17 protein-coding genes are annotated in these 17605 nt (G+C 66.8%); 6 read left to right on the top strand and 11 right to left on the bottom strand.

Features of this window, described 5'->3' with window-relative positions:
* Positions 1 to 13: 13 nt before the first annotated feature.
* From EET03_RS17180 to EET03_RS17190, 3 genes are all read right to left on the bottom strand, one after another.
* On the bottom strand, positions 14 to 445 hold the full coding sequence (locus EET03_RS17180) for an Hsp20/alpha crystallin family protein (RefSeq protein WP_075543499.1): 432 nt from the start codon (positions 443 to 445) through the stop codon (positions 14 to 16).
* Positions 446 to 497: 52 nt separating this feature from the next.
* Positions 498 to 812, bottom strand: a complete 315-nt coding sequence (locus tag EET03_RS17185; RefSeq protein WP_244232413.1) for a hypothetical protein — start codon at positions 810 to 812, stop codon at positions 498 to 500.
* Between the two features lie 159 nt (positions 813 to 971).
* A complete protein-coding gene (locus EET03_RS17190; protein WP_075543500.1) occupies positions 972 to 1952 on the bottom strand; it encodes an Acg family FMN-binding oxidoreductase in 981 nt (326 codons plus the stop codon).
* A 283-nt stretch (positions 1953 to 2235) separates the two neighbouring features.
* Here EET03_RS17190 and acsA point away from each other — a divergent pair, with 283 nt between their 5' ends.
* The 6 genes from acsA to EET03_RS17220 all read left to right on the top strand — a co-directional run bounded on the left by acsA (position 2236) and on the right by EET03_RS17220 (position 8018).
* Entirely contained in the window at positions 2236 to 4053 is a 1818-nt protein-coding gene (gene acsA / locus EET03_RS17195; RefSeq protein ID WP_075543501.1) for an acetate--CoA ligase, read from the top strand.
* Positions 4050 to 5057, top strand: coding sequence for a pyruvate dehydrogenase (acetyl-transferring) E1 component subunit alpha (pdhA, locus tag EET03_RS17200; protein WP_075543502.1), 1008 nt, complete (start codon positions 4050 to 4052; stop codon positions 5055 to 5057). Before acsA ends, pdhA begins: the two co-directional genes overlap by 4 nt.
* A complete protein-coding gene (locus EET03_RS17205) occupies positions 5054 to 6031 on the top strand; it encodes an alpha-ketoacid dehydrogenase subunit beta (protein ID WP_075543503.1) in 978 nt (325 codons plus the stop codon). The genes pdhA and EET03_RS17205 overlap by 4 nt, the downstream gene beginning before the upstream one ends.
* On the top strand, positions 6028 to 7239 hold the full coding sequence (locus EET03_RS17210; RefSeq protein ID WP_075543504.1) for a dihydrolipoamide acetyltransferase family protein: 1212 nt from the start codon (positions 6028 to 6030) through the stop codon (positions 7237 to 7239). Before EET03_RS17205 ends, EET03_RS17210 begins: the two co-directional genes overlap by 4 nt.
* Before the next feature lie 7 nt (positions 7240 to 7246).
* Positions 7247 to 7504 carry an acyl carrier protein gene (locus tag EET03_RS17215; RefSeq protein ID WP_023365419.1) on the top strand — a complete coding sequence of 86 codons (258 nt, stop codon included), beginning with the start codon at positions 7247 to 7249 and terminating at the stop codon, positions 7502 to 7504.
* 82 nt (positions 7505 to 7586) lie between these two features.
* On the top strand, positions 7587 to 8018 hold the full coding sequence (locus EET03_RS17220; RefSeq protein WP_063471674.1) for a pyridoxamine 5'-phosphate oxidase family protein: 432 nt from the start codon (positions 7587 to 7589) through the stop codon (positions 8016 to 8018).
* A gap of 279 nt (positions 8019 to 8297) precedes the next feature.
* On the opposite strand, the gene EET03_RS17225 is transcribed toward EET03_RS17220, so the two are convergent.
* From EET03_RS17225 to EET03_RS17260, 8 genes are all read right to left on the bottom strand, one after another.
* On the bottom strand, positions 8298 to 8861 hold the full coding sequence (locus tag EET03_RS17225) for a hydrogenase maturation protease (RefSeq protein WP_075543505.1): 564 nt from the start codon (positions 8859 to 8861) through the stop codon (positions 8298 to 8300).
* The gene (locus tag EET03_RS17230) at positions 8858 to 10150 is read right to left on the bottom strand and encodes a Ni/Fe hydrogenase subunit alpha (protein WP_075543506.1); all 1293 of its coding nucleotides are present in this window, start codon (positions 10148 to 10150) and stop codon (positions 8858 to 8860) included. The genes EET03_RS17225 and EET03_RS17230 overlap by 4 nt, the downstream gene beginning before the upstream one ends.
* Positions 10147 to 10914, bottom strand: a complete 768-nt coding sequence (locus EET03_RS17235) for an NADH-quinone oxidoreductase subunit B family protein (RefSeq protein ID WP_075543507.1) — start codon at positions 10912 to 10914, stop codon at positions 10147 to 10149. The genes EET03_RS17230 and EET03_RS17235 overlap by 4 nt, the downstream gene beginning before the upstream one ends.
* Positions 10915 to 11778, bottom strand: a complete 864-nt coding sequence (locus EET03_RS17240; protein WP_075543508.1) for an FAD/NAD(P)-binding protein — start codon at positions 11776 to 11778, stop codon at positions 10915 to 10917.
* Positions 11771 to 12892: a 4Fe-4S dicluster domain-containing protein gene (locus EET03_RS17245; RefSeq protein WP_075543509.1), complete on the bottom strand. Its 1122-nt coding sequence runs from the start codon at positions 12890 to 12892 to the stop codon at positions 11771 to 11773. Before EET03_RS17245 ends, EET03_RS17240 begins: the two co-directional genes overlap by 8 nt.
* Positions 12893 to 12965: 73 nt before the next feature.
* A complete protein-coding gene (locus EET03_RS17250; RefSeq protein ID WP_075543510.1) occupies positions 12966 to 13547 on the bottom strand; it encodes an Rv1733c family protein in 582 nt (193 codons plus the stop codon).
* A gap of 43 nt (positions 13548 to 13590) precedes the next feature.
* Positions 13591 to 14592 carry an Acg family FMN-binding oxidoreductase gene (locus EET03_RS17255; RefSeq protein WP_099193617.1) on the bottom strand — a complete coding sequence of 334 codons (1002 nt, stop codon included), beginning with the start codon at positions 14590 to 14592 and terminating at the stop codon, positions 13591 to 13593.
* A gap of 151 nt (positions 14593 to 14743) precedes the next feature.
* Positions 14744 to 17125, bottom strand: a complete 2382-nt coding sequence (locus tag EET03_RS17260) for a heavy metal translocating P-type ATPase (RefSeq protein WP_099193618.1) — start codon at positions 17123 to 17125, stop codon at positions 14744 to 14746.
* Positions 17126 to 17605: the final 480 nt, after the last annotated feature.

Genomic DNA, 17605 nt, shown 5'->3' on the forward strand with positions numbered 1-17605 from the left:
GTTCGGCGCTGAGTCAGTTCGCGCGCTGGATCGGAATCCGGCGCTCGGCGGGTTTGGCGTCCGACACGGCAACGGAGACGGTGAGGATGCCCTTGTTGTAGGTGGCCTCGATGCTGTCTTCGTCGGCGCCGGCCGGCAACGCGACGGTTCGAACGAATGAGCCGTAGGAGAATTCCGACCGGCCGTCGAATTCTTTTTTCTCGGTTCGTTCGGCCTTGATGGTCAGCCGCCCGTCGTGCACGGTGATGTCGATGTCCGTTGCCGGGTCGACACCCGGGATTTCGGCGCGCACCTCATAGCGGCCGTCCGTCAACTCGTCCTCGAGCGGCATCAGCCGGCTTTCGACTGTGACACGCGGGCCGGCAAACGACGGAAAGCCGGCGAGCAGTTCGGAAAAGTCCGGGAACAGTGACCTGGGCCGGCGCTGCACGGAGAAAGAAGTCATGATTATCTCCTTGTTTTTCGACTCGTCGTGATGGCGGTTTCTATCCGACCAGTCAATCCCGGCCGCCGATAGGGACCGAAGTCCCGGGCCGGCGGGGCCGTTGGTCGGCTCTGGGGCCGGTGCCGGGACCTCGACGATGGGCTGCCCCCAGGTAGGCCATGACACGGTCCAGGATCAGGCCATATGCGTCGCCGTCTTCGGCGAGACGGACAAGTCCCCGGTGAAGCAGAAAACCCTCGATCCGCCGATCCAGCGGCCACTCGGAATATTTGCTGTGGTCGGCATATGCCGAGTTGAGGAACTGCACCGCCAGCGCATCGAGATCGGAATCTGTCAATAGCGGGGCGTTTCCCAGCGGAGAACCCATACCAATTTCCTTTGTATTTCCTTTGTGTGTGCACGCGGCTTTCGTCGATTCGCCGGGCTGGCCCAATGATTCGGCGCTTTTCGGCCGGCGCATAGGGCCGGAAGTCACCTGTGATCGGTAATCGGTGCGGCCTGACCAGCCGGGCCCGATCGCCATGGTTCAGCGGTGAAACTCCAGCACGTCGCGCAACGGTCGCCGCGGTGTGGGCGGCGGAACCTCGCCGGAAGGTGCCACACCGACCCGGATCAACACCTGAGGTACTGCCGGGCTGCCGGTGAGATCGCCGACGATGGCGCGGCTGGCTGCAATCTCGGTGAGATGGGTGACCGGGCAGGTCGCCAAACCGGCAAGGGTGCACTCCAGCAATACGGCCGACAGCGCCCGGCCGCAATCGAGGGCGTCGGCACGCGTGTCCCCGGGCGTCGACAGCACCACGATTCTGGCTTGATCCGGCCTGCTGGCCGAACTGCGCTCGCTATGCCAGTCAGCGGGAAACCGGCGATTCACAGCCACTGCCCGAGCCGCCGACCCGGACGCTAGCGCGCTTTCGGGTATCCCTTCCGATTCCCTGGAAGGTGCTGTCCACCACGCTAATTCATGATGGTATGAGTCGTCGTAGCGGCGCAGGGCCTCGGTGAGCCGCGATGCCTCGGCGAGTCGGGGCCGCGCCTCGTCGGCCAATACCGCGAGTTCGATCCCGTCGTTTTCGAACGAGCTGCCCAGCACGGATTCCAATGACGCCCATTCGTTGGGCGCCCGGAACGGACGCCGGTCGGTTCGGCGAAGCAATATCGCCTCGGCCCGGTCACGCCGGGGTTGGGTGACATAGTCCATCGGGGCGAAGTCGATCGAGGCGAGGTGGTCCAGATCGTTGGGGTTGGGAAATTGGTCGACGGCTGCGTTCCAGCCGGCGGCGGCCATGGCGACCTGAAAGTGATCGAGCAGGGCACCGCAACTGATCACCGCTTCGCGACCCGAGCTGTCTGCCGCGGTGACCAATCGGTGCGGATCGAGGAACAAGTCGACGGCTGTGCTGCCGGCCGACCACCGCCACGGCTGGCTGTTGTGCAGCGAGGGAGCATGGCACGCCAACTCCACGGCTTTCGTGATTACCCCGGTGTCGACCGTCGCTTGAGTCATCGCATTCACCTGCCTTGTTAGCTGCCTTCGACTTTCGTCGCAGCCGGGATTCCGCGCCAGAGTCCTTGGTCCCCGGGGCGGCGGCCCATTGGACCTTCAAGGGCCTTGAAGGACCTTGAAGGGCCGTCACCGCCCTGCCCTGCCCGCTGAGTTCCGAGTCGAAGGACAACCGGCAATGGACTTGATGACTTTCTTCTCTATCGGGTGGCCAGGCCCGCGAAAACGATGAAGGGGCCACGGCTTCGCGCTGGGTATAAGCCGCGTCGAATCGTTAGGACGATTGATGGATGTCATTCACAAAACGCCCCACGACTACCGCGTTCTGCCCAATCTCACCGACTACGAGCAGGCACGCGCCCAGTTCAAGTGGTCCGATGTGCCGGCGCTGTGTGCGGGCATGGGCGACGGCAGCTGCAACATCGGCTACGCCGCCCTGGACCGACACGTCCGGCACGCGGCCGGCCCGGCCGCGAACCACACCGCGTTGCGGTTCATCACCGACAAGAGCTGGGACGGCGCGATGTCCACCCGGGATCTGAGCTATGCGGAGCTGAGCCGGCTCGCGGCGCGATTCACCGGCGTGTTGCGCGCGCTGGGCATCGACAAGGGCTACCGCGTGTTCACGATCATGGGCCGCATCCCCGAGCTCTACATCACGATGCTGGGTGCGCTTCGCAACGGCAGCATCGTGTCGCCGTTGTTCTCGGCTTTCGGGCCGGAGCCCATCGCCACCAGAGTCGCCATCGGGCAAGCCGACGTGCTGGTCACCACGAAGGCGATCTACCAACGCAAAATCGCCAAGATCCGCGACCGGTTGACGTCGGTACGACACGTGCTCGTCGTAGACGACGACAAAACGGGCGAGCAGCTAGCCGGAACGCTCAACTTCTGGGATTGGATGAACGCAGCCGAGGAGAACACGCCGGTCGAACCCACCACCGCCGAGGACCCGGCACTGCTGCACTTCACCAGCGGCACCACCGGCACCCCCAAAGGCGCCATCCATGTTCACGGCGCCGTCGCGATGCACTATGTCACCGGCCGGTACGCACTCGATCTTCATCCCGACGACATCTACTGGTGCACAGCCGATCCCGGGTGGGTCACCGGAACGTCGTACGGCATCATCAGCCCGCTGCTGCACGGGGTGACTTCCATCGTCGACGAAGCGGAGTTCGACGCCGAGCGGTGGTACCGGATTCTGCAGGACCAAAGTGTGTCGGTCTGGTACACCGCACCGACCGGCATCAGGATGCTGATCAAGGCGGGGCCCGAGCTGCCGGCGCAATACCGGTTCCCGCAGCTGCGTTTCATCGCCAGTGTGGGTGAACCACTCAATCCCGAGGCGGTCTGGTGGGGAAAACGGGTGCTGGGCTTGCCAATTCACGACAACTGGTGGCAGACCGAGACCGGCGGGATCATGATCGCCAACACGCCGGCATTCGACATCAAGCCCGGCTCGATGGGTCGGCCGTTGCCCGGCGTGGACGCCTACATCGTGCGCCAGAACGACGACGGCAGCACGTCGGTGATCGAGGAGCCCGACGTGGAGGGTGAGCTGGCCCTCAAGCCGGGCTGGCCGTCGATGTTCCGCGGTTATCTGCACGCCGAGGACCGCTATCGAAAGTGCTTCAGCGACGGGCTTTATCTCACCGGCGATCTGGCCAAAAAGGATGCCGACGGCTACTTCTGGTTCGTCGGCCGCAAAGACGACGTGATCAAATCCGCCGGCCACCTGATCGGGCCGTTCGAGGTGGAAAGCGCGCTGACCGACCATCCGGCGGTGGCCGAGGCGGCCGTCATCGGAAAGCCGGATCCGACCGTCGGGGCAGTGGTCAAAGCCTTTGTCACCCTCAAGGACGGTTTCGTCGCCGACGACGACCTGCGGCTGCAGCTGCTGGGCCACGCCCGCAAGCGGCTTGGAGCTGCCGTGGCGCCCAAGGAGATTCAGTTCGTCGATTCGTTGCCGCACACCAGCAGCGGCAAGATCATGCGGCGGCTGCTGAAGGCTCGCGAACTCGGGCTGCCCGAAGGCGATACGTCCACCGTGGAGAACTTGACCGCTCAACGGCCCCAGGAGCCCCAGGAGGTGTCGCAGTGACCGATACGAAGCTGGCGCAGGAACTGCTGGCGGACATGGTCCGGGTGCGCCGGATGGAGGAAAAGTGCGCAGAGCTCTACAGCGCAGCCAAGATTCGGGGTTTCCTGCACCTCTACGTCGGAGAGGAGGCCGTGGCCGCCGGCTCGCTGCGCGCCCTGGCCGAGGACGACGCGGTGGTGGCCACCTATCGCGAGCATGCGCATGCGCTGCTGCGCGGCATCCCGATGACCTCGATCATGGCCGAGATGTTCGGCAAGCAGGAGGGCTGCTCGCGCGGCCGCGGCGGGTCGATGCACCTGTTCGACAAGTCCAGGCGGTTCTACGGCGGCAACGCGATCGTGGCCGGCGGGCTGCCGCTGGCGGTGGGTGTCGCGCTCGCCGACGCGATGCTCAAGCGCAACCGGGTCACCGCGTGCTACTTCGGCGACGGCGCGGTCGCCGAGGGCGCCTTTCACGAGTCGTTGAACATGGCCGCCCTGTGGAATCTGCCGGTGTTGTTCTTGTGCGAGAACAACCTTTACGCCATGGGTACCGCGTTGGACCGGGCGCAGTCGCAGACCGACCTCACCGTCAAGGCGGCGTCGTACCGGGTTCCGACGCTGGCCGTGGACGGGATGGACGTCGAGGCGTGCCTCAACGCCACCCAACAAGGCGTCGACCACGTCCGCAACACCGGCGGCCCGTTCTTCATCGAGTTCCGTACCTACCGGTTCCGCGCGCATTCGATGTTCGACCCGGAACTGTACCGCGACAAGTCCGAAGTCCAGCGGTGGCGTGAGCGTGACCCGATCCGGCTGTTCACCCAACAGTGCCTGGACAACGGCACGATCACCGACGACGACGTGCGGGAGATCGAAGATGGGGCCGCCGCCGAGATCGAGGCCGCGGTGGCCTACGCCGAAGCCGGGACGTGGGAAGACCCGGCCGACCTCGCGCGGGATGTGCTGACGCCGGTCGGGGACGGCACCGCGACCGACGAATCGACTTGGGAGCCGACACGATGAAGACCAGCTACCGGACCGCGGTTCACGACGGCATTCGCGACGCCTTGAGCAACGACCCGCACGTCGTGCTGATGGGCGAGGATGTCGGACGCTACGGCGGCACGTACGCCGCGTCCAAGGGCCTGCTGGAGGAATTCGGCCCCGACCGGGTGCGTGACACCCCGCTGTCCGAGCTGGGTTTCGTCGGTATCGGGATCGGGGCGGCCCTCAACGGATTACGCCCGATAATCGAAGTCATGACGGTGAACTTCAGCCTGCTGGCGCTGGACCAGATCGTCAATACCGCTGCGGCGCTGCGACACATGTCCGGTGGGCAGTTCTCGGTGCCGATCGTCGTCCGGATGGCGACCGGGGCCGGACGTCAGCTCGCCGCGCAACACTCACATAGCCTCGAGCCTTGGTACGCCCACATTCCGGGCATCAAGGTGGTGGCGCCGGCAACCATCGAGGATGCCTACGGCATGCTCGCCCCCGCCTTGGCCGACCCCGACCCGGTGATCATTTTCGAGCACGTTCAGCTCTACAACACTTCGGCAGATGTCGATGTGCTCAAGCCGACCGATATCTGTCGGGCGGCGGTGCGCCGCAACGGCACCGACGTGACGCTGATTGCCTACGGCGGCTGCCTGGCCAAGGCGCTCGACGCGGCGAACGAGTTGTCGCTGGCCGGAATCGACTGCGAGGTCATCGATCTGCGGGTGCTGCGACCGCTGGACACCGACACCATCCTGGAATCGGTCCGCAAGACGCATCGCGCAGTGGTGATCGACGAAGCCTGGCGCAGCGGCAGTCTGGCAGGGGAAGTCTCGGCGCAAATCATGGAGGGGGCGTTCTACGACCTCGATGCACCGGTTGCGCGGGTGTGCAGCGCGGAAGTTCCCATTCCCTATGCCAAACACTTGGAGGAGGCGGCGCTGCCGCAGCCCGCCAAGATCGTCGCCGCGGTCCACGACATGTTCGGTGACCAATCATGATCGAGTTCACCATGCCCGCGCTCGGTTCCGACATGGACGAGGGCACCCTGAATGAATGGCTGGTCAAACCCGGCGACCAGGTGACCCGCGGACAGATCGTGGCAATCATCGAAACCACCAAGGCCGCAGTGGAAATCGAGTGCTGGCAGGAGGGCACCGTCAACGAGTTGCTCGTGCCGGTGGGCGAAACCGTCGAAGTGGGAACCCCGTTGGCCACGTTGCTGGAACCGGGTGAGCGCGCAACCAAACAACCGCGCAAGCGGGCCCGGCCCCCGATCGCGGCCGGCGCAGCGGCCACCCCGGCACCGTCGGGTGCCGGGCACGCGCCGGTGGCCCCGCCCGGGCCGCCGCCGCATCGCCGCTGGGTCTCCCCCGCCGCCCGCCGACTGGCGCAGTCGCTGCACGTCGATCTCGACACCGTCACCGGCACCGGTCCCCAGGCAGCGGTCACCATCAACGACGTCGAGCATGCGGCGGCGGCCAAACCGGCCGAAAAGCCGAAGGCCAAGGTCCCCATCAAGCCGACCGCGGCCGACCGCGCCGCGCTGATGCGGAAATCCATCGCGGCGGCGATGAGCCGGTCCAAGCGCGAGATTCCGCACTACTACCTTGCCGACGAAATCATCATGGAAAAGTCGCTGACCTGGCTGACCGCGCGAAACGCCCAGCGATCCATCACCGAGCGGGTGCTGCCGGCCGTCTTGCTGTTGAAGGCCGTCGGCCTCGCCGCCCAACGGTACCGCGAGTTCAACGGATTTTGGCGCGATGACGGGTTCCAGCCCGCGACGGGTATTCATGTCGGCGTGGGGATTTCGCTGCGCGGCGGTGGCCTGGTCGCGCCGGCCATCCACGACGTTCCCGACAAGAAGCTCGACGAGTTGATGGGCGACCTCACCGATCTGGTGGCGCGGGCACGTTCCTTTTCGTTGCGGAGCTCGGAGATGTCGGACCCGACCATCACGGTGACCAACCTCGGCGACCAGGGCGTCGACACGGTCTTCGGGGTGATCTACCCACCGCAGGTCGCCATCGTCGGCTTCGGCAAGCCGAGCCAGCGGGTCTGCGTCATCGACGGCGGCATTCGCGTCGTCTCCACCGTGCAGGGCACCCTCGCCGCCGACCACCGGGCCAGCGACGGTCACCGCGGCGCCCTGTTCCTGAGCGCCATCAATGAACTCCTCCAGCAACCCGACCTCTTGGAAAAGTGATGCACACATGACGACCCAACAGAACACTCGTGACGCGGTGCTGTCCGTGTTGACCACCATCGCGCCTGAAGTCGACGCCGACGACATCCGCGACGACGTGCTGCTGCGCGATCAAGTCGACCTCGATTCCATGGACTGGCTGAACTTCCTTCTCGGGATCCACAAACGGATGCACGTCGACATCCCCGAGTCGGACTACGCGTCGCTTCGCACCCTCACCGACGTGGTGAACTACGTCGACAAGCACGCGGCCAAAACGGCTTGAACGGTGGTGGCCCGCTCGCCGCTTTACGAGGCCGACTCCAATAGCCTGTGCTGGTGATCGAACAGATGAGAGGGGTTGGCTGATGTCGGGAACCGGTGAAGTGATCACCATCCTGCCCGTGAGCGAATGCTGGGAACTGCTGAAAAGCGTGACCTTGGGGCGGCTGGTCACCAGCGTGGACGGCCGTCCGCAGATCTTCCCGGTGAACTTCGTCGTCCAGCGCCGCACCATCCTGTTCCGCACCGCGGAAGGCACCAAGCTGGTCAGCGCCGCGATGAACAATCAGGTGCTGTTCGAAGTCGACGATCACACTGCCGTCGAGGGCTGGAGCGTGATCATCCAAGGCAGGGCACGCTCACTTCGTAGCGACGAGGAGATCGAGGAGGCCGACCGCGCCCAGCTCTTGACCTGGATCGCAACCGAGAAAAAGCACTATGTGCGGATACTTCCGGACCTGGTCACCGGCCGGCGGTTCCGGTTCGACGTGCCGCGCCCGTCAGAGCCGGCTCAGTGAGCTCGGCACCATGCCGTCGCGCTGCGGGGACTTCAGCCCCGCCGTTGAGCTGCAGCCGGCGCTGACATACCCCTACGGGCTCTGTATCTCAAGAACCTCATTGAAGGGCAAACCCTGATCGACTGCGCGCGGGGCGCTGGTCCAGTTATCGTTCCGGCGGTGTCCTTGGCCACGGCGATCACAGCTACCACACGCGTCACCCGGATGGGGCCGGTACGCGGTTTGCCCGCCTCAGAGCGACAACTCAGCGACAACTCAAGGCGCGCAACGATTTGTCGCTCACAGGTGGGCAGAACGGGCACCCCCATCTCCGGGTGACCCGTGTGACTGATGTGACCAGTCACCCTCTTGCCCGGCAACCAACGGGCGTACCTCGGCATCGCCGTGGTGCACAGCCGTGGCCAGATCGACGGCCATGCGCACCGTCGCCGGCACCGCGGCTGCCACCTGTGGTGTCAAACCCACGCCATGACCGGTGTCGGCCACTTCGACGGTGAGCACCGCCAGCTTGTCGGGTATCCGGTCAAGGACCTTACCGAGTGCATAGGTGGCGGCGAGATCGACACGGTGCGAACTCATTGCCTGATGTGCAGCTAAATCGCTTAAGGAACAACGACTTACCCGGCCCGGCATGGGCGGCGTCGCGACCGCGGCATCGATCACGATGGCCAGCCCAGCGCCCGACCACGCCTCCAGCAGGCCCATCGGCTCCACAATGTCGGTCACCACCCGGATATCGGGCAACCCCAGTTCGTCGAGCGCGGCGGCGGCGACAACGCCCACGCCGTCATCGCGGCGGTAGCGATTGCCCAGCCCGACGACGACAACCGCACCCGCGGTCATCCGCGCTGCACCGTCAGCGTCAGGAAATGCGCCGAGCAGGAGATACACGGGTCGTAGTTGCGGATCACCCGTTCGCACAGGGTGGTCAACTCGGCATCATCGAGGGCGAGGTTCGCCGAAACCACACGAGCCAGGTCGTCCTCGATGGCCGCCTGGTTCTGCGAGGTGGGCGGGATGATCGTCGCCGCCGAAATCAGCCCGTCGTCATCGATTTCGTATCGGTGGTACAGCAGGCCGCGGGGCGCCTCACTGACGCCGTGCCCGACCCCCGGACGGACCGGAACCTCCACGAATGGTCGTGACGGCCGCTGGTATCCGTCGATGATGCGCAACGCCTCCTCGATCGCGTAGACCACCTCGACGGCACGAACAACGATGCTGCGGAAGGGATTTCGGCATTCACCGGACAGTCCTGCCGCTGCGGCGGCCTCGGCGGCGATCGGCGACAGCGCCGACGAATTGAGGCAATACCGCGCCAGTGGCCCGGTCAGGTAGCGGCCACCGTCAAGGGTGGCATGCAGCGCGGTCGAATGCGGCACCTGCGACTCGTGCACGTGCCCGGTGAAATCGGCCACCGGGAACGACGGGCCGGCGCTGCGGGCGATGGCGCCGTTCTCGATCGCGTACTGACCCGGCTGGCTCAACGCCAGCATCTCGTGGTCGAGCTCGAGGTCGGGAAAGTCGAACCCGGACACCCACTCCACCGTCGCCGACGCGTCGTCGAGCGCCCGGCGCAACAGCTCGGCCAGCGGCGCCAGCTGTGACCGGTCGGGCACCGAGTAGAACCCGCCCAGGCGCACGTTGATGGGGTGTATCGACCGTCCGCCGATGAAGTCCATCAGCTTGTTGCCGGCCTTCTTCAGCCGCAGCCCGCGCTCGACCGCCGCACGCTGGTCGCGGGCCAGGGCGATCACGTCCGGACAGCCGAGGAAGTCCGGCGCGTGCAGCAGGTAGACATGCAGGACGTGGCTGTGGATCCATTCGCCGCAGTACAACAGCCGGCGCAGTGCCACGAGCTCCGGATCCACCTCGACGCTGCAGGCCTGTTCGATCGCGTTGCAGGCACTGACCTGATAGGCGACCGGGCAGATGCCGCAGATCCGCGCGGTCAGGTCCGGCGGCTCGGTGTAGGCCCGCCCCCGCAGGAATGCTTCGAAAAACCTTGGCGGTTCGTAGATGTTGAGCTGCACGCTGTCCAGCGCGCCGTCCTTCAGCGTGACGTGCAGCGCCCCTTCCCCTTCGACGCGGGTCAGGGTGCCGACGCTGAGCGTCCGGTCTTGCGGGGTCACTGGTCGCCCCGCACGCTGGCTCGTTCAGCGGCGAACGCGGTGACGTTGAACGTCGAGAACACCCGGTCGACATCCCCGTCGGACATCCCGTCGCGGCGCAGTAGCGGGATCAGCGTGACGGTTTGCGGTGCCGCGGACGGACCGAAACAGCCGTAGCAGCCGCGATGATGGCTGGGACACAAGGCGCCGCAGCCGGCGTGGGTGACCGGTCCCAGGCACGGAATGCCTTCGGCGACAACGACACACGTCGTCCCACGCAGTTTGCATTCGGTGCACACCGTCTTGGCCGGCAGCCGCGGTTTGCGCCCGACCAGCAGCGCGGCGAGGGTGTCCAGCAGCTGTCCGCGGTCGATCGGGCAGCCGTGCAGCTGGTAGTCGACCTTGACATGCGCGGCCGCCGGTGTCGAAGTCGCCAGGGTGTCAATGTATTCCGGGTTCGCATAGACCAGCGAGGTGAACTCGCCGACGTCGGCGAAGTTGCGCAGCGCCTGCACTCCGCCGGCGGTCGCGCACGCGCCGATGGTGACCAGTATCTTCGACTGGTCCCGGATCTCGCGGATGCGCTGCTCGTCGTGGCGGGTGGTGACGGAGCCCTCGACCAGGGATATGTCGTACGGCCCGCCGACCATCGCGCTGGAGGCCTCGGCGAACGTGGCGATCTGCACCTGGTCGGCAAGAGTGAGCAGCTCGTCCTCGCAGTCGAGCAAGGTCAGCTGGCAACCGTCACACGAGGCGAATTTCCACACCGCCAGACTGGGACTCATCTACAGCTCCTTGACCCGTAGTAGCGGGCCGGCGACGTCGTAACCGACGACCGGTCCGTCCCGGCACACCAGCAATGGTCCCAGCTGGCAGTGGCCGCACCAACCGACACCGCACTGCATGTTGCGCTCCAGCGATACCCGAATATCGCGGGCCGCAACGCCTTTGGCGAGCAGGGCGGCTGCCCCGAACCGGAGCATGGGCTCGGGCCCGCACAGGAACGCGGTGGTGCGGTCGGGCCGCAGCGCGAGCCGGCGCAACGGTTCGGTCACCAGACCGACTTCACCGCGCCAGTCCTGGACGGGCACGTCGACGGTCAGGTGGAGTTCGATGTGCGGGTCGTCCGCCCACTTTTCCAGTTGTGCGGCGAACAGAAAGTCGGCCTTGGAGCGGGCACCCACGACCAGCATCAGCCGGCCGTAGCGGGTGCGGTTCGCCAACGCGCCAAGGATTGCCGGACGCAGCGGGCACAGTCCCACACCGCCGGCCACCATCACCAAATCCCGTTCGGCCGCCTCGTCGAGTCCCCAGGTGGTGCCGAACGGCCCGCGCACACCGATAAGGGTGCCCGGCTGGGCACCGTGCAGGGCCCGGCTGACCGCCCCGACCGCGCGGATGGTGTGGGTAATCGAGCCGTCGGTGACGGTGGGATCGCCGCTGATGGATATCGCCGCTTCGCCGACGCCGAATGCGTAGAGCATCATGAATTCACCGGGCTGCGGCGCGGGAAGTACCGCATCGAGCGGCTCCAGACACAACGTCGCCGCATCCGGGCTTTCCACCACCCGGCTGCGCACCCGGTACGGGACCGGCGCCATCGCAGCCGACGGCGCGGTGCTGGTCACCCGGTCAGCTCCCTCAGTCATCGCGGGCCATCTTGTTCATTTCCTCGGTGATGTCGATGCCGGTGGGACACCAGGCGATGCATCGCCCGCAGCCGACGCAGCCCGACATGTCGAACTGGTCGTGCCAGGTACCCAGTTTGTGGGTGAGCCAGTGCCGGTACCGCGACGCGCCGGATCGGCGCACACTGCCGCCGCCGTGGACATAGGTGAAGTCGAATTCGTAGCAGGACGCCCAGTGCTGCCAGCGTTCGGCGTGCTCGCCGGTCAGATCGGTGACGTCTTCGGTGCTGGTGCAGTAGCAGGTCGGGCACACCATCGTGCAGTTGCCACAGGTCAGACAGCGGCTGGCCACCTCTTCCCACTGCGGCGACTCGCGCGACCGGACGAGTAGCTCACGCAGATCCGTGTCCGGCATCTGCCGTCCCATCCGATGCGACGCGGCCTCGACATCGGCACGCGCGCAATCGATTTCGTCGCCGCCGGCCGGCCGGTGCGGCACCGCCGCAAGCACGTCGGCGCCGTCTTGGCTGCCCACGTCCACCAGGTAGGTCACCCCCTCGGTGCCGACGCGCTCGGTCAACGCCAAGTCGTAACCGGGGCCGACCGCCGGTCCGGTGCCCATCGAGGCACAGAAACACAACCCGCCCGGTTCGGTGCAATTCACCGCGACCACGAAAGCCCGCCGCCGGCGGCCGACGAAGGTGCTGTCGGCATATGCCGCACCGCCCAGCACCCGGTCGAGCGTCCCGATCGCGGCCAGATCGCAGCCGCGCACGCCGAGGAACGCATACCGCGGAACATCCTCGGATTCGGTGGCGCCGAAACCGTCCCGGGTGCCGGCCCACAACCGCTGCCGCGGCGGGTGCAGGAACTGTTTCCACGACTGCGGCCCGGCCGAATGCCCGAACAGCGCGTCGTCGTCGCGCCGGCGCACCCGATAGTGCCCCGGCGCCACGTCGACGCCCCAGCCGCACGGGAGATCGTCGGCCGAGTCGAGTTCGGCGAGCACAATCGCGTTGTCACGCAACGTCGGACCAATGACGCGATAGCCCCGCTGAATCAGTACCTCGACCAGGCGGTGCAACCCGACGGTGTCCAGCAATACAGCATCGGAGTCTTCCCCATGTCTGGTCATCGACACGTCATCAGCCTATTTCACGAGCGCTGGCGAATGCTGCGGCATCTGAATCTTGTCCCGGCATAGGTGTTCAATATCGATTCCTCCGACCACCGTCGTCCTGCAGGCACCTGATGTCACGCTCCCACCCGGCATCGCGTGCCCGGTCAAGCCGGGAGCGGACCGAGGCGACCAGTGACGCCATCGCGACACCGCATGTCAGCACGATCAGCACCGAGGTGACGACCGCGTCCACACCCGCATGCCACCTCGGTGTCGGTGGCCTGACCAGATCGCCGTCCCGGTCCACCCAGATTTCGACGCGCTGCCCCACCCTGAGCGGAGCACTGTGCGCCAACGAGCCGGTGCGCTCACCGGCCGCCGCCGGCCAGCGCACGTGCACGACAATCCCGCCGGAGTTCGGGTTACGGGTGGCACCGGTGACCGTGGCCGTCACCGGGTGCCGTGCCTGCGCCTGCGCGGCGTACTGGCGATCCCGGGCGTCGAAGACCCCGGCGCCCACGACAGCGGCGGCAGGTATCAGGAAAAGCGACGCGACCAGAGCGACCAGCAGCAGCAGGGCTTCGAGACGGTCGGTGCGCCGAAGCAGCGGATTGCGACCGACCAAGCGGGCAATCCGCCAGCAGCGCGGGTCTATCGTGAACGTCTCCATCGCAACTTCCTGAAACTTCTTGCGGGCATTGGTTATCGGACGCCTATCCGTTGACAGATATCTCGCCGTCGGCAATCCACTCGACGATCTCCGAGAGGTCACGTCGTGGCGTCGACGGCAACGGATCGGCATTGATGGGTGCCCAGCCCACCCGCAGCAGCATCTGCGGATACTGGCTATCGCCGAAGACATCGGCACGAACCGCCGCACGTGTTTCGGCGATTTCCAGCGGTTCGGTGACCGGGCAACTGGCCAGTCCCATCGCCGTCGCGCTCAACAGCACGACGCTGGTGGCCTCACCGGCGCGTAGCTGAGCCAGCCGGTCCTCGGTGCGCGTCCCCAAGGCCAGCATCACCGCGTTGTCGTCGGCGGGTGAGACGTCCGGCGGCATGGCCAGCGCCGGGCCGGCGAAACGCCGGCTGGGTATCGCCGCCGCGGGGTCAGGGATGGGCGTATTGCGGGCGGGAACGCCGACCGCCGAGGCGTGCCGGCCGCTCCACTCCGTGAGCTCGGCGAGAGAGTCGGCATCGGATTCGTGGTCCCAAACCGATTTCGCTACAACGGCATTCAGCTTGTCCATGGCGTCGACCTGGTGTAGCGTCACCCCGTTGCGGGCGGCTCGCGCAGCCATCAACGCAATGTCGCTGACCGGCACCGGCCAGAAACTGTAGTGCCGCCGATCGGTTCGCCGCCGCGGTATCGCCGCGGCCAGCATGATATCCAGCTGGTCGGCGTTCTGACGAGACACTTCGATCGAGGCAAGATGACTCGGATCCGCCGGATTGGGCAGCCTACACACTTTGGCTTGCCAACCCGTCGCGGCCAGGGCGATGACGCAGTGGTTCAGTGCCGCACCGCAACTCAGGATCAGGTCGCGCCCTTCCGGGTCGGTGTTGGGCAACTGCAGGCTCGTGTCGGCGTACAGATGCAGGGAAGCTTCCCCCACCCGCCACCACCACGGCTGCGTGTTGTGCACAGATGGCGCCCGAGAGGCCAGCGTCAGGACCGTGCGGACCGTGCCGGCATCTGGAAATTGCGCATTCATAGCCGTTATTCCTTTCGGTCGGCGGGCTCGTCGTATCAACGATCGCGCAATCACATCGGCCGGACGAGAGCACGGCGTCCCTGTAGCGAAGGACTTTGTGCCATTGCCGAATCGGCGAACGTCCTCTCGGCGCCACGCCGGCGAACCGTGATCAGGATTTGTGTGCTTGCGCGGCGGTAGGCCGCGGTGGCGGGCCGGCCCCGGCGTCGTCCTCGGCGAGGGTGAAGTAGCTTTCCTCTTCCTGCACGAAGTGCAGCCGCAACAGCGCATACAGGCCGTACAAGCAGGCCAGCAGGTCATCGACCTGGTCGTGCTGGATAGCCCCGGCCGACTGCGCCAGCGCCAGGTGGGTCGCGATCCGATCGGAAAGCCGCTGGATTTCGGCATGGGTGCGGCTCATGGTGGCGGTGGCTTCACCGCTGCCCAGCGGGCGCGCCAGCGCCGGGTAAAGCTGGGCCTCCTCCGCCTGTTCGTGCGGCAGGATCTGCTCGGTCAGCAAGGTATGCGCCGCGGCCAACGATGCCAGCGCCGCGGCATCGGGTCCGGCGACCACCCGGTTGGCGGCGGTGCGCAGCAGCCCGATGGTGTCACGCAGCTGGTCGTGTTCGTCAGCGAAGCGGTGCAGCAGCTGCTCGGTACCCGCGGCCAAGTGCAGCTCGGTGTCCGGGTTACCGCGCAACGCCCGCAGCGCGTTGCCGATCACCGCGATATCGATACCCTCTTGCAACAATGCACCGGCCGCGGGCGGCAGCCAGCCCAGCGCCGCGATCGCCATGGCCAGCAGTGACAGGCTCATACCGACGACCGCGCTCTGCACGGCGATCCGCCGGGACCAGCGCGCGATGTCCATCGCATCGGCGAGCCGGTCGAGCCGATCGGTGGTCAAGACGATGTCGGCGGCCTCCGAAGACGCGGTGGCTCCGCGGGCGCCCATCGCCACCCCGACCGTGGCCGCCGCCAGCGCGGGGGCGTCGTTGACGCCGTCGCCGACCATCACCGTCACCGCGCGTTCGGATTCGGCGCGCACCGCGGCGAACTTGTCGGCCGGGCTCTGGTCGGCGTAGACCTCGTCCAGGCCCAGAATCGCGGCGACCTCCCGCGTCGGTTCGGCCCGGTCGCCGGTGAGCAGGATCAGCCGGGTCAGCCCGGCCTCGCGCAATCGGCGCACGGTGCGCGGCGCCTGCCGGCGCAACGGGTCGCGCAGCAACACCGCCCCGGCCAGGTCACCGTCGACGCAGACCCAGGCGATCGCCGCGCTGTCCAACCGGGCCCGGTTGACCGCGGCTCGCACCCAGGCGCCGGTCAGGGCGTCGGCGGCCGACTTGCCGACGGTGACGCGATGCCCGTCGATGTTGGCGGTGACACCGCGGCCCGGCTCTTCGACGACATCGGTGGGAAGTGACAAGCGCAGACCCCGGCTGAGCGCTTCGGTGACAATGGCCTCGGCCAGGACGTGCGGGGAAAGCTGATCCACCGAGGCGGCCAGCCGCAGCGTCTCGGTGGCGTCCCGGCCGGGGGCGGCCACCACGTCGACCACAGCAGGACGTCCCATCGTCAGCGTGCCGGTTTTGTCCATCACCAAAGTCGTTGCGTGCCCGAGGTTTTCCAACGCGACTCCGCTGCGGATCACCACCCCCGCCCGGGATGCCCGGGACAGGCCGGAGACGATCGCCACCGGCGCGGCCAGCAGCAGCGGACAGGGGGTTGCCACCACCAGAACCGCCACGGCGCGGACGGCCGACCCGCTCGCCAGCCAGGCAGCCGCGGCCAGCAGCAACGACAGCGGCAGGAACCATGCCGCGTAGCGGTCGGCCAACCGCACGATCGGCGCGGTCTCCGCACCCGCCTGCTGCGCCATTCGGACAATGCCGGCATAGGTGCTCTCGTCGGCGGTTGCGGTGGCGCGCAGCTCAAAAGCGCTGCCGGCGTTGACCACACCGCTGCGGACCGGTTCGCCGACCGCACGTTCCACCTGCAGCGGCTCGCCGGTAAGCGCGGACTCGTCCAGGACGGCCACCACGTCGACGATGCGCCCGTCCACGGGGACCACCTCGCCCGGGCCGACGACGACAATGTCGTCGACGACCACGTCCGCCAACGGAATAACGCTCACCTGCGTGCCGGCACGTCGCCGCGCAAACCGCGGCGCACGCTCGAGCAGCGACCGCAGGTCGCGCGACGCGCGGCGTTCAGCGGCCGCATCGAGGGCACGACCACTTGCCAGCATCACCGCGATCAATGCGCCGGCCACGTATTCGCCCACCAGCAGGGTACCGATCAGTGACAACACCGCGATGACGTCGACGCCGATCCGGCCCCGGCGCAACGCGGCCACTACCCAGACCGAGGCCGGCACGACGGCCAGTACCGTACCCGCGATCCAGGTGCCCTCGGCCACGCCGCGTTCACCGAGCAACCAGCCGATCCCACCGGCGGCCAACAGACCGACGGTCGACACCACCAGTGCCGGTTCGATCAGTCGGCGAACTCGCGACAGCCACCGGCCGCCCGCAGCTGCCGTATCGCCAACCACCTCGAAAATCCTATCGCTTGCCGATACTTTCGACGTCCACCACAGCAGGGCCCGATACAGCTGAACGAATCCGCAGTCGAGTCCACCAGCTCGACGTTGGCCCTGCTAGGGCCGTAATGCCCGGCTCCCCCGGGTCCTTGGACACCGGGCTTGGCCGGGCCGATGTGAACGCATCCGTGATTCTCAAGCCGGGTGGTGCATACAATCACGCGCCGACAGGTCTAGCCGCATACCGGCCGCGGGACGAGCACCGAAGGAATCGCCGGGTGGCCCCGGGGGGTCTCACCCCGGGGCTCCCACAGAACGGAGCGTGACAGTCTCCCGTCACTCCGCTCTTCTCATCCAGTCCGTTTAGAACTCGGTCATCCACGCCCAGTGGGCGAACATGCCTGGTTGACGTTGCACCAGGTCTTTCCACCATCGCTGGGCCCTTTTGAACGACCTGAGCCGTTTGAACCTCCGTCGCGCCCATCGCACCAG

The sequence above is a fragment of the Mycobacterium innocens genome, assembly GCF_900566055.1.
GTDB lineage: Bacteria > Actinomycetota > Actinomycetes > Mycobacteriales > Mycobacteriaceae > Mycobacterium > Mycobacterium innocens.

Coding starts and splice junctions, on each gene's coding strand:
- EET03_RS17180 (WP_075543499.1), bottom strand. CDS start 445: ATGACTTCTTTCTCCGTGCAGCGCCGGCCCAGGTCACTGTTCCCGGAC.
- EET03_RS17185 (WP_244232413.1), bottom strand. CDS start 812: ATGGGTTCTCCGCTGGGAAACGCCCCGCTATTGACAGATTCCGATCTC.
- EET03_RS17190 (WP_075543500.1), bottom strand. CDS start 1,952: ATGACTCAAGCGACGGTCGACACCGGGGTAATCACGAAAGCCGTGGAG.
- acsA (WP_075543501.1), top strand. CDS start 2,236: ATGGATGTCATTCACAAAACGCCCCACGACTACCGCGTTCTGCCCAAT.
- EET03_RS17205 (WP_075543503.1), top strand. CDS start 5,054: ATGAAGACCAGCTACCGGACCGCGGTTCACGACGGCATTCGCGACGCC.
- EET03_RS17210 (WP_075543504.1), top strand. CDS start 6,028: ATGATCGAGTTCACCATGCCCGCGCTCGGTTCCGACATGGACGAGGGC.
- EET03_RS17215 (WP_023365419.1), top strand. CDS start 7,247: ATGACGACCCAACAGAACACTCGTGACGCGGTGCTGTCCGTGTTGACC.
- EET03_RS17220 (WP_063471674.1), top strand. CDS start 7,587: ATGTCGGGAACCGGTGAAGTGATCACCATCCTGCCCGTGAGCGAATGC.
- EET03_RS17225 (WP_075543505.1), bottom strand. CDS start 8,861: ATGACCGCGGGTGCGGTTGTCGTCGTCGGGCTGGGCAATCGCTACCGC.
- EET03_RS17235 (WP_075543507.1), bottom strand. CDS start 10,914: ATGAGTCCCAGTCTGGCGGTGTGGAAATTCGCCTCGTGTGACGGTTGC.
- EET03_RS17240 (WP_075543508.1), bottom strand. CDS start 11,778: ATGACTGAGGGAGCTGACCGGGTGACCAGCACCGCGCCGTCGGCTGCG.
- EET03_RS17245 (WP_075543509.1), bottom strand. CDS start 12,892: ATGACCAGACATGGGGAAGACTCCGATGCTGTATTGCTGGACACCGTC.
- EET03_RS17250 (WP_075543510.1), bottom strand. CDS start 13,547: ATGGAGACGTTCACGATAGACCCGCGCTGCTGGCGGATTGCCCGCTTG.
- EET03_RS17255 (WP_099193617.1), bottom strand. CDS start 14,592: ATGAATGCGCAATTTCCAGATGCCGGCACGGTCCGCACGGTCCTGACG.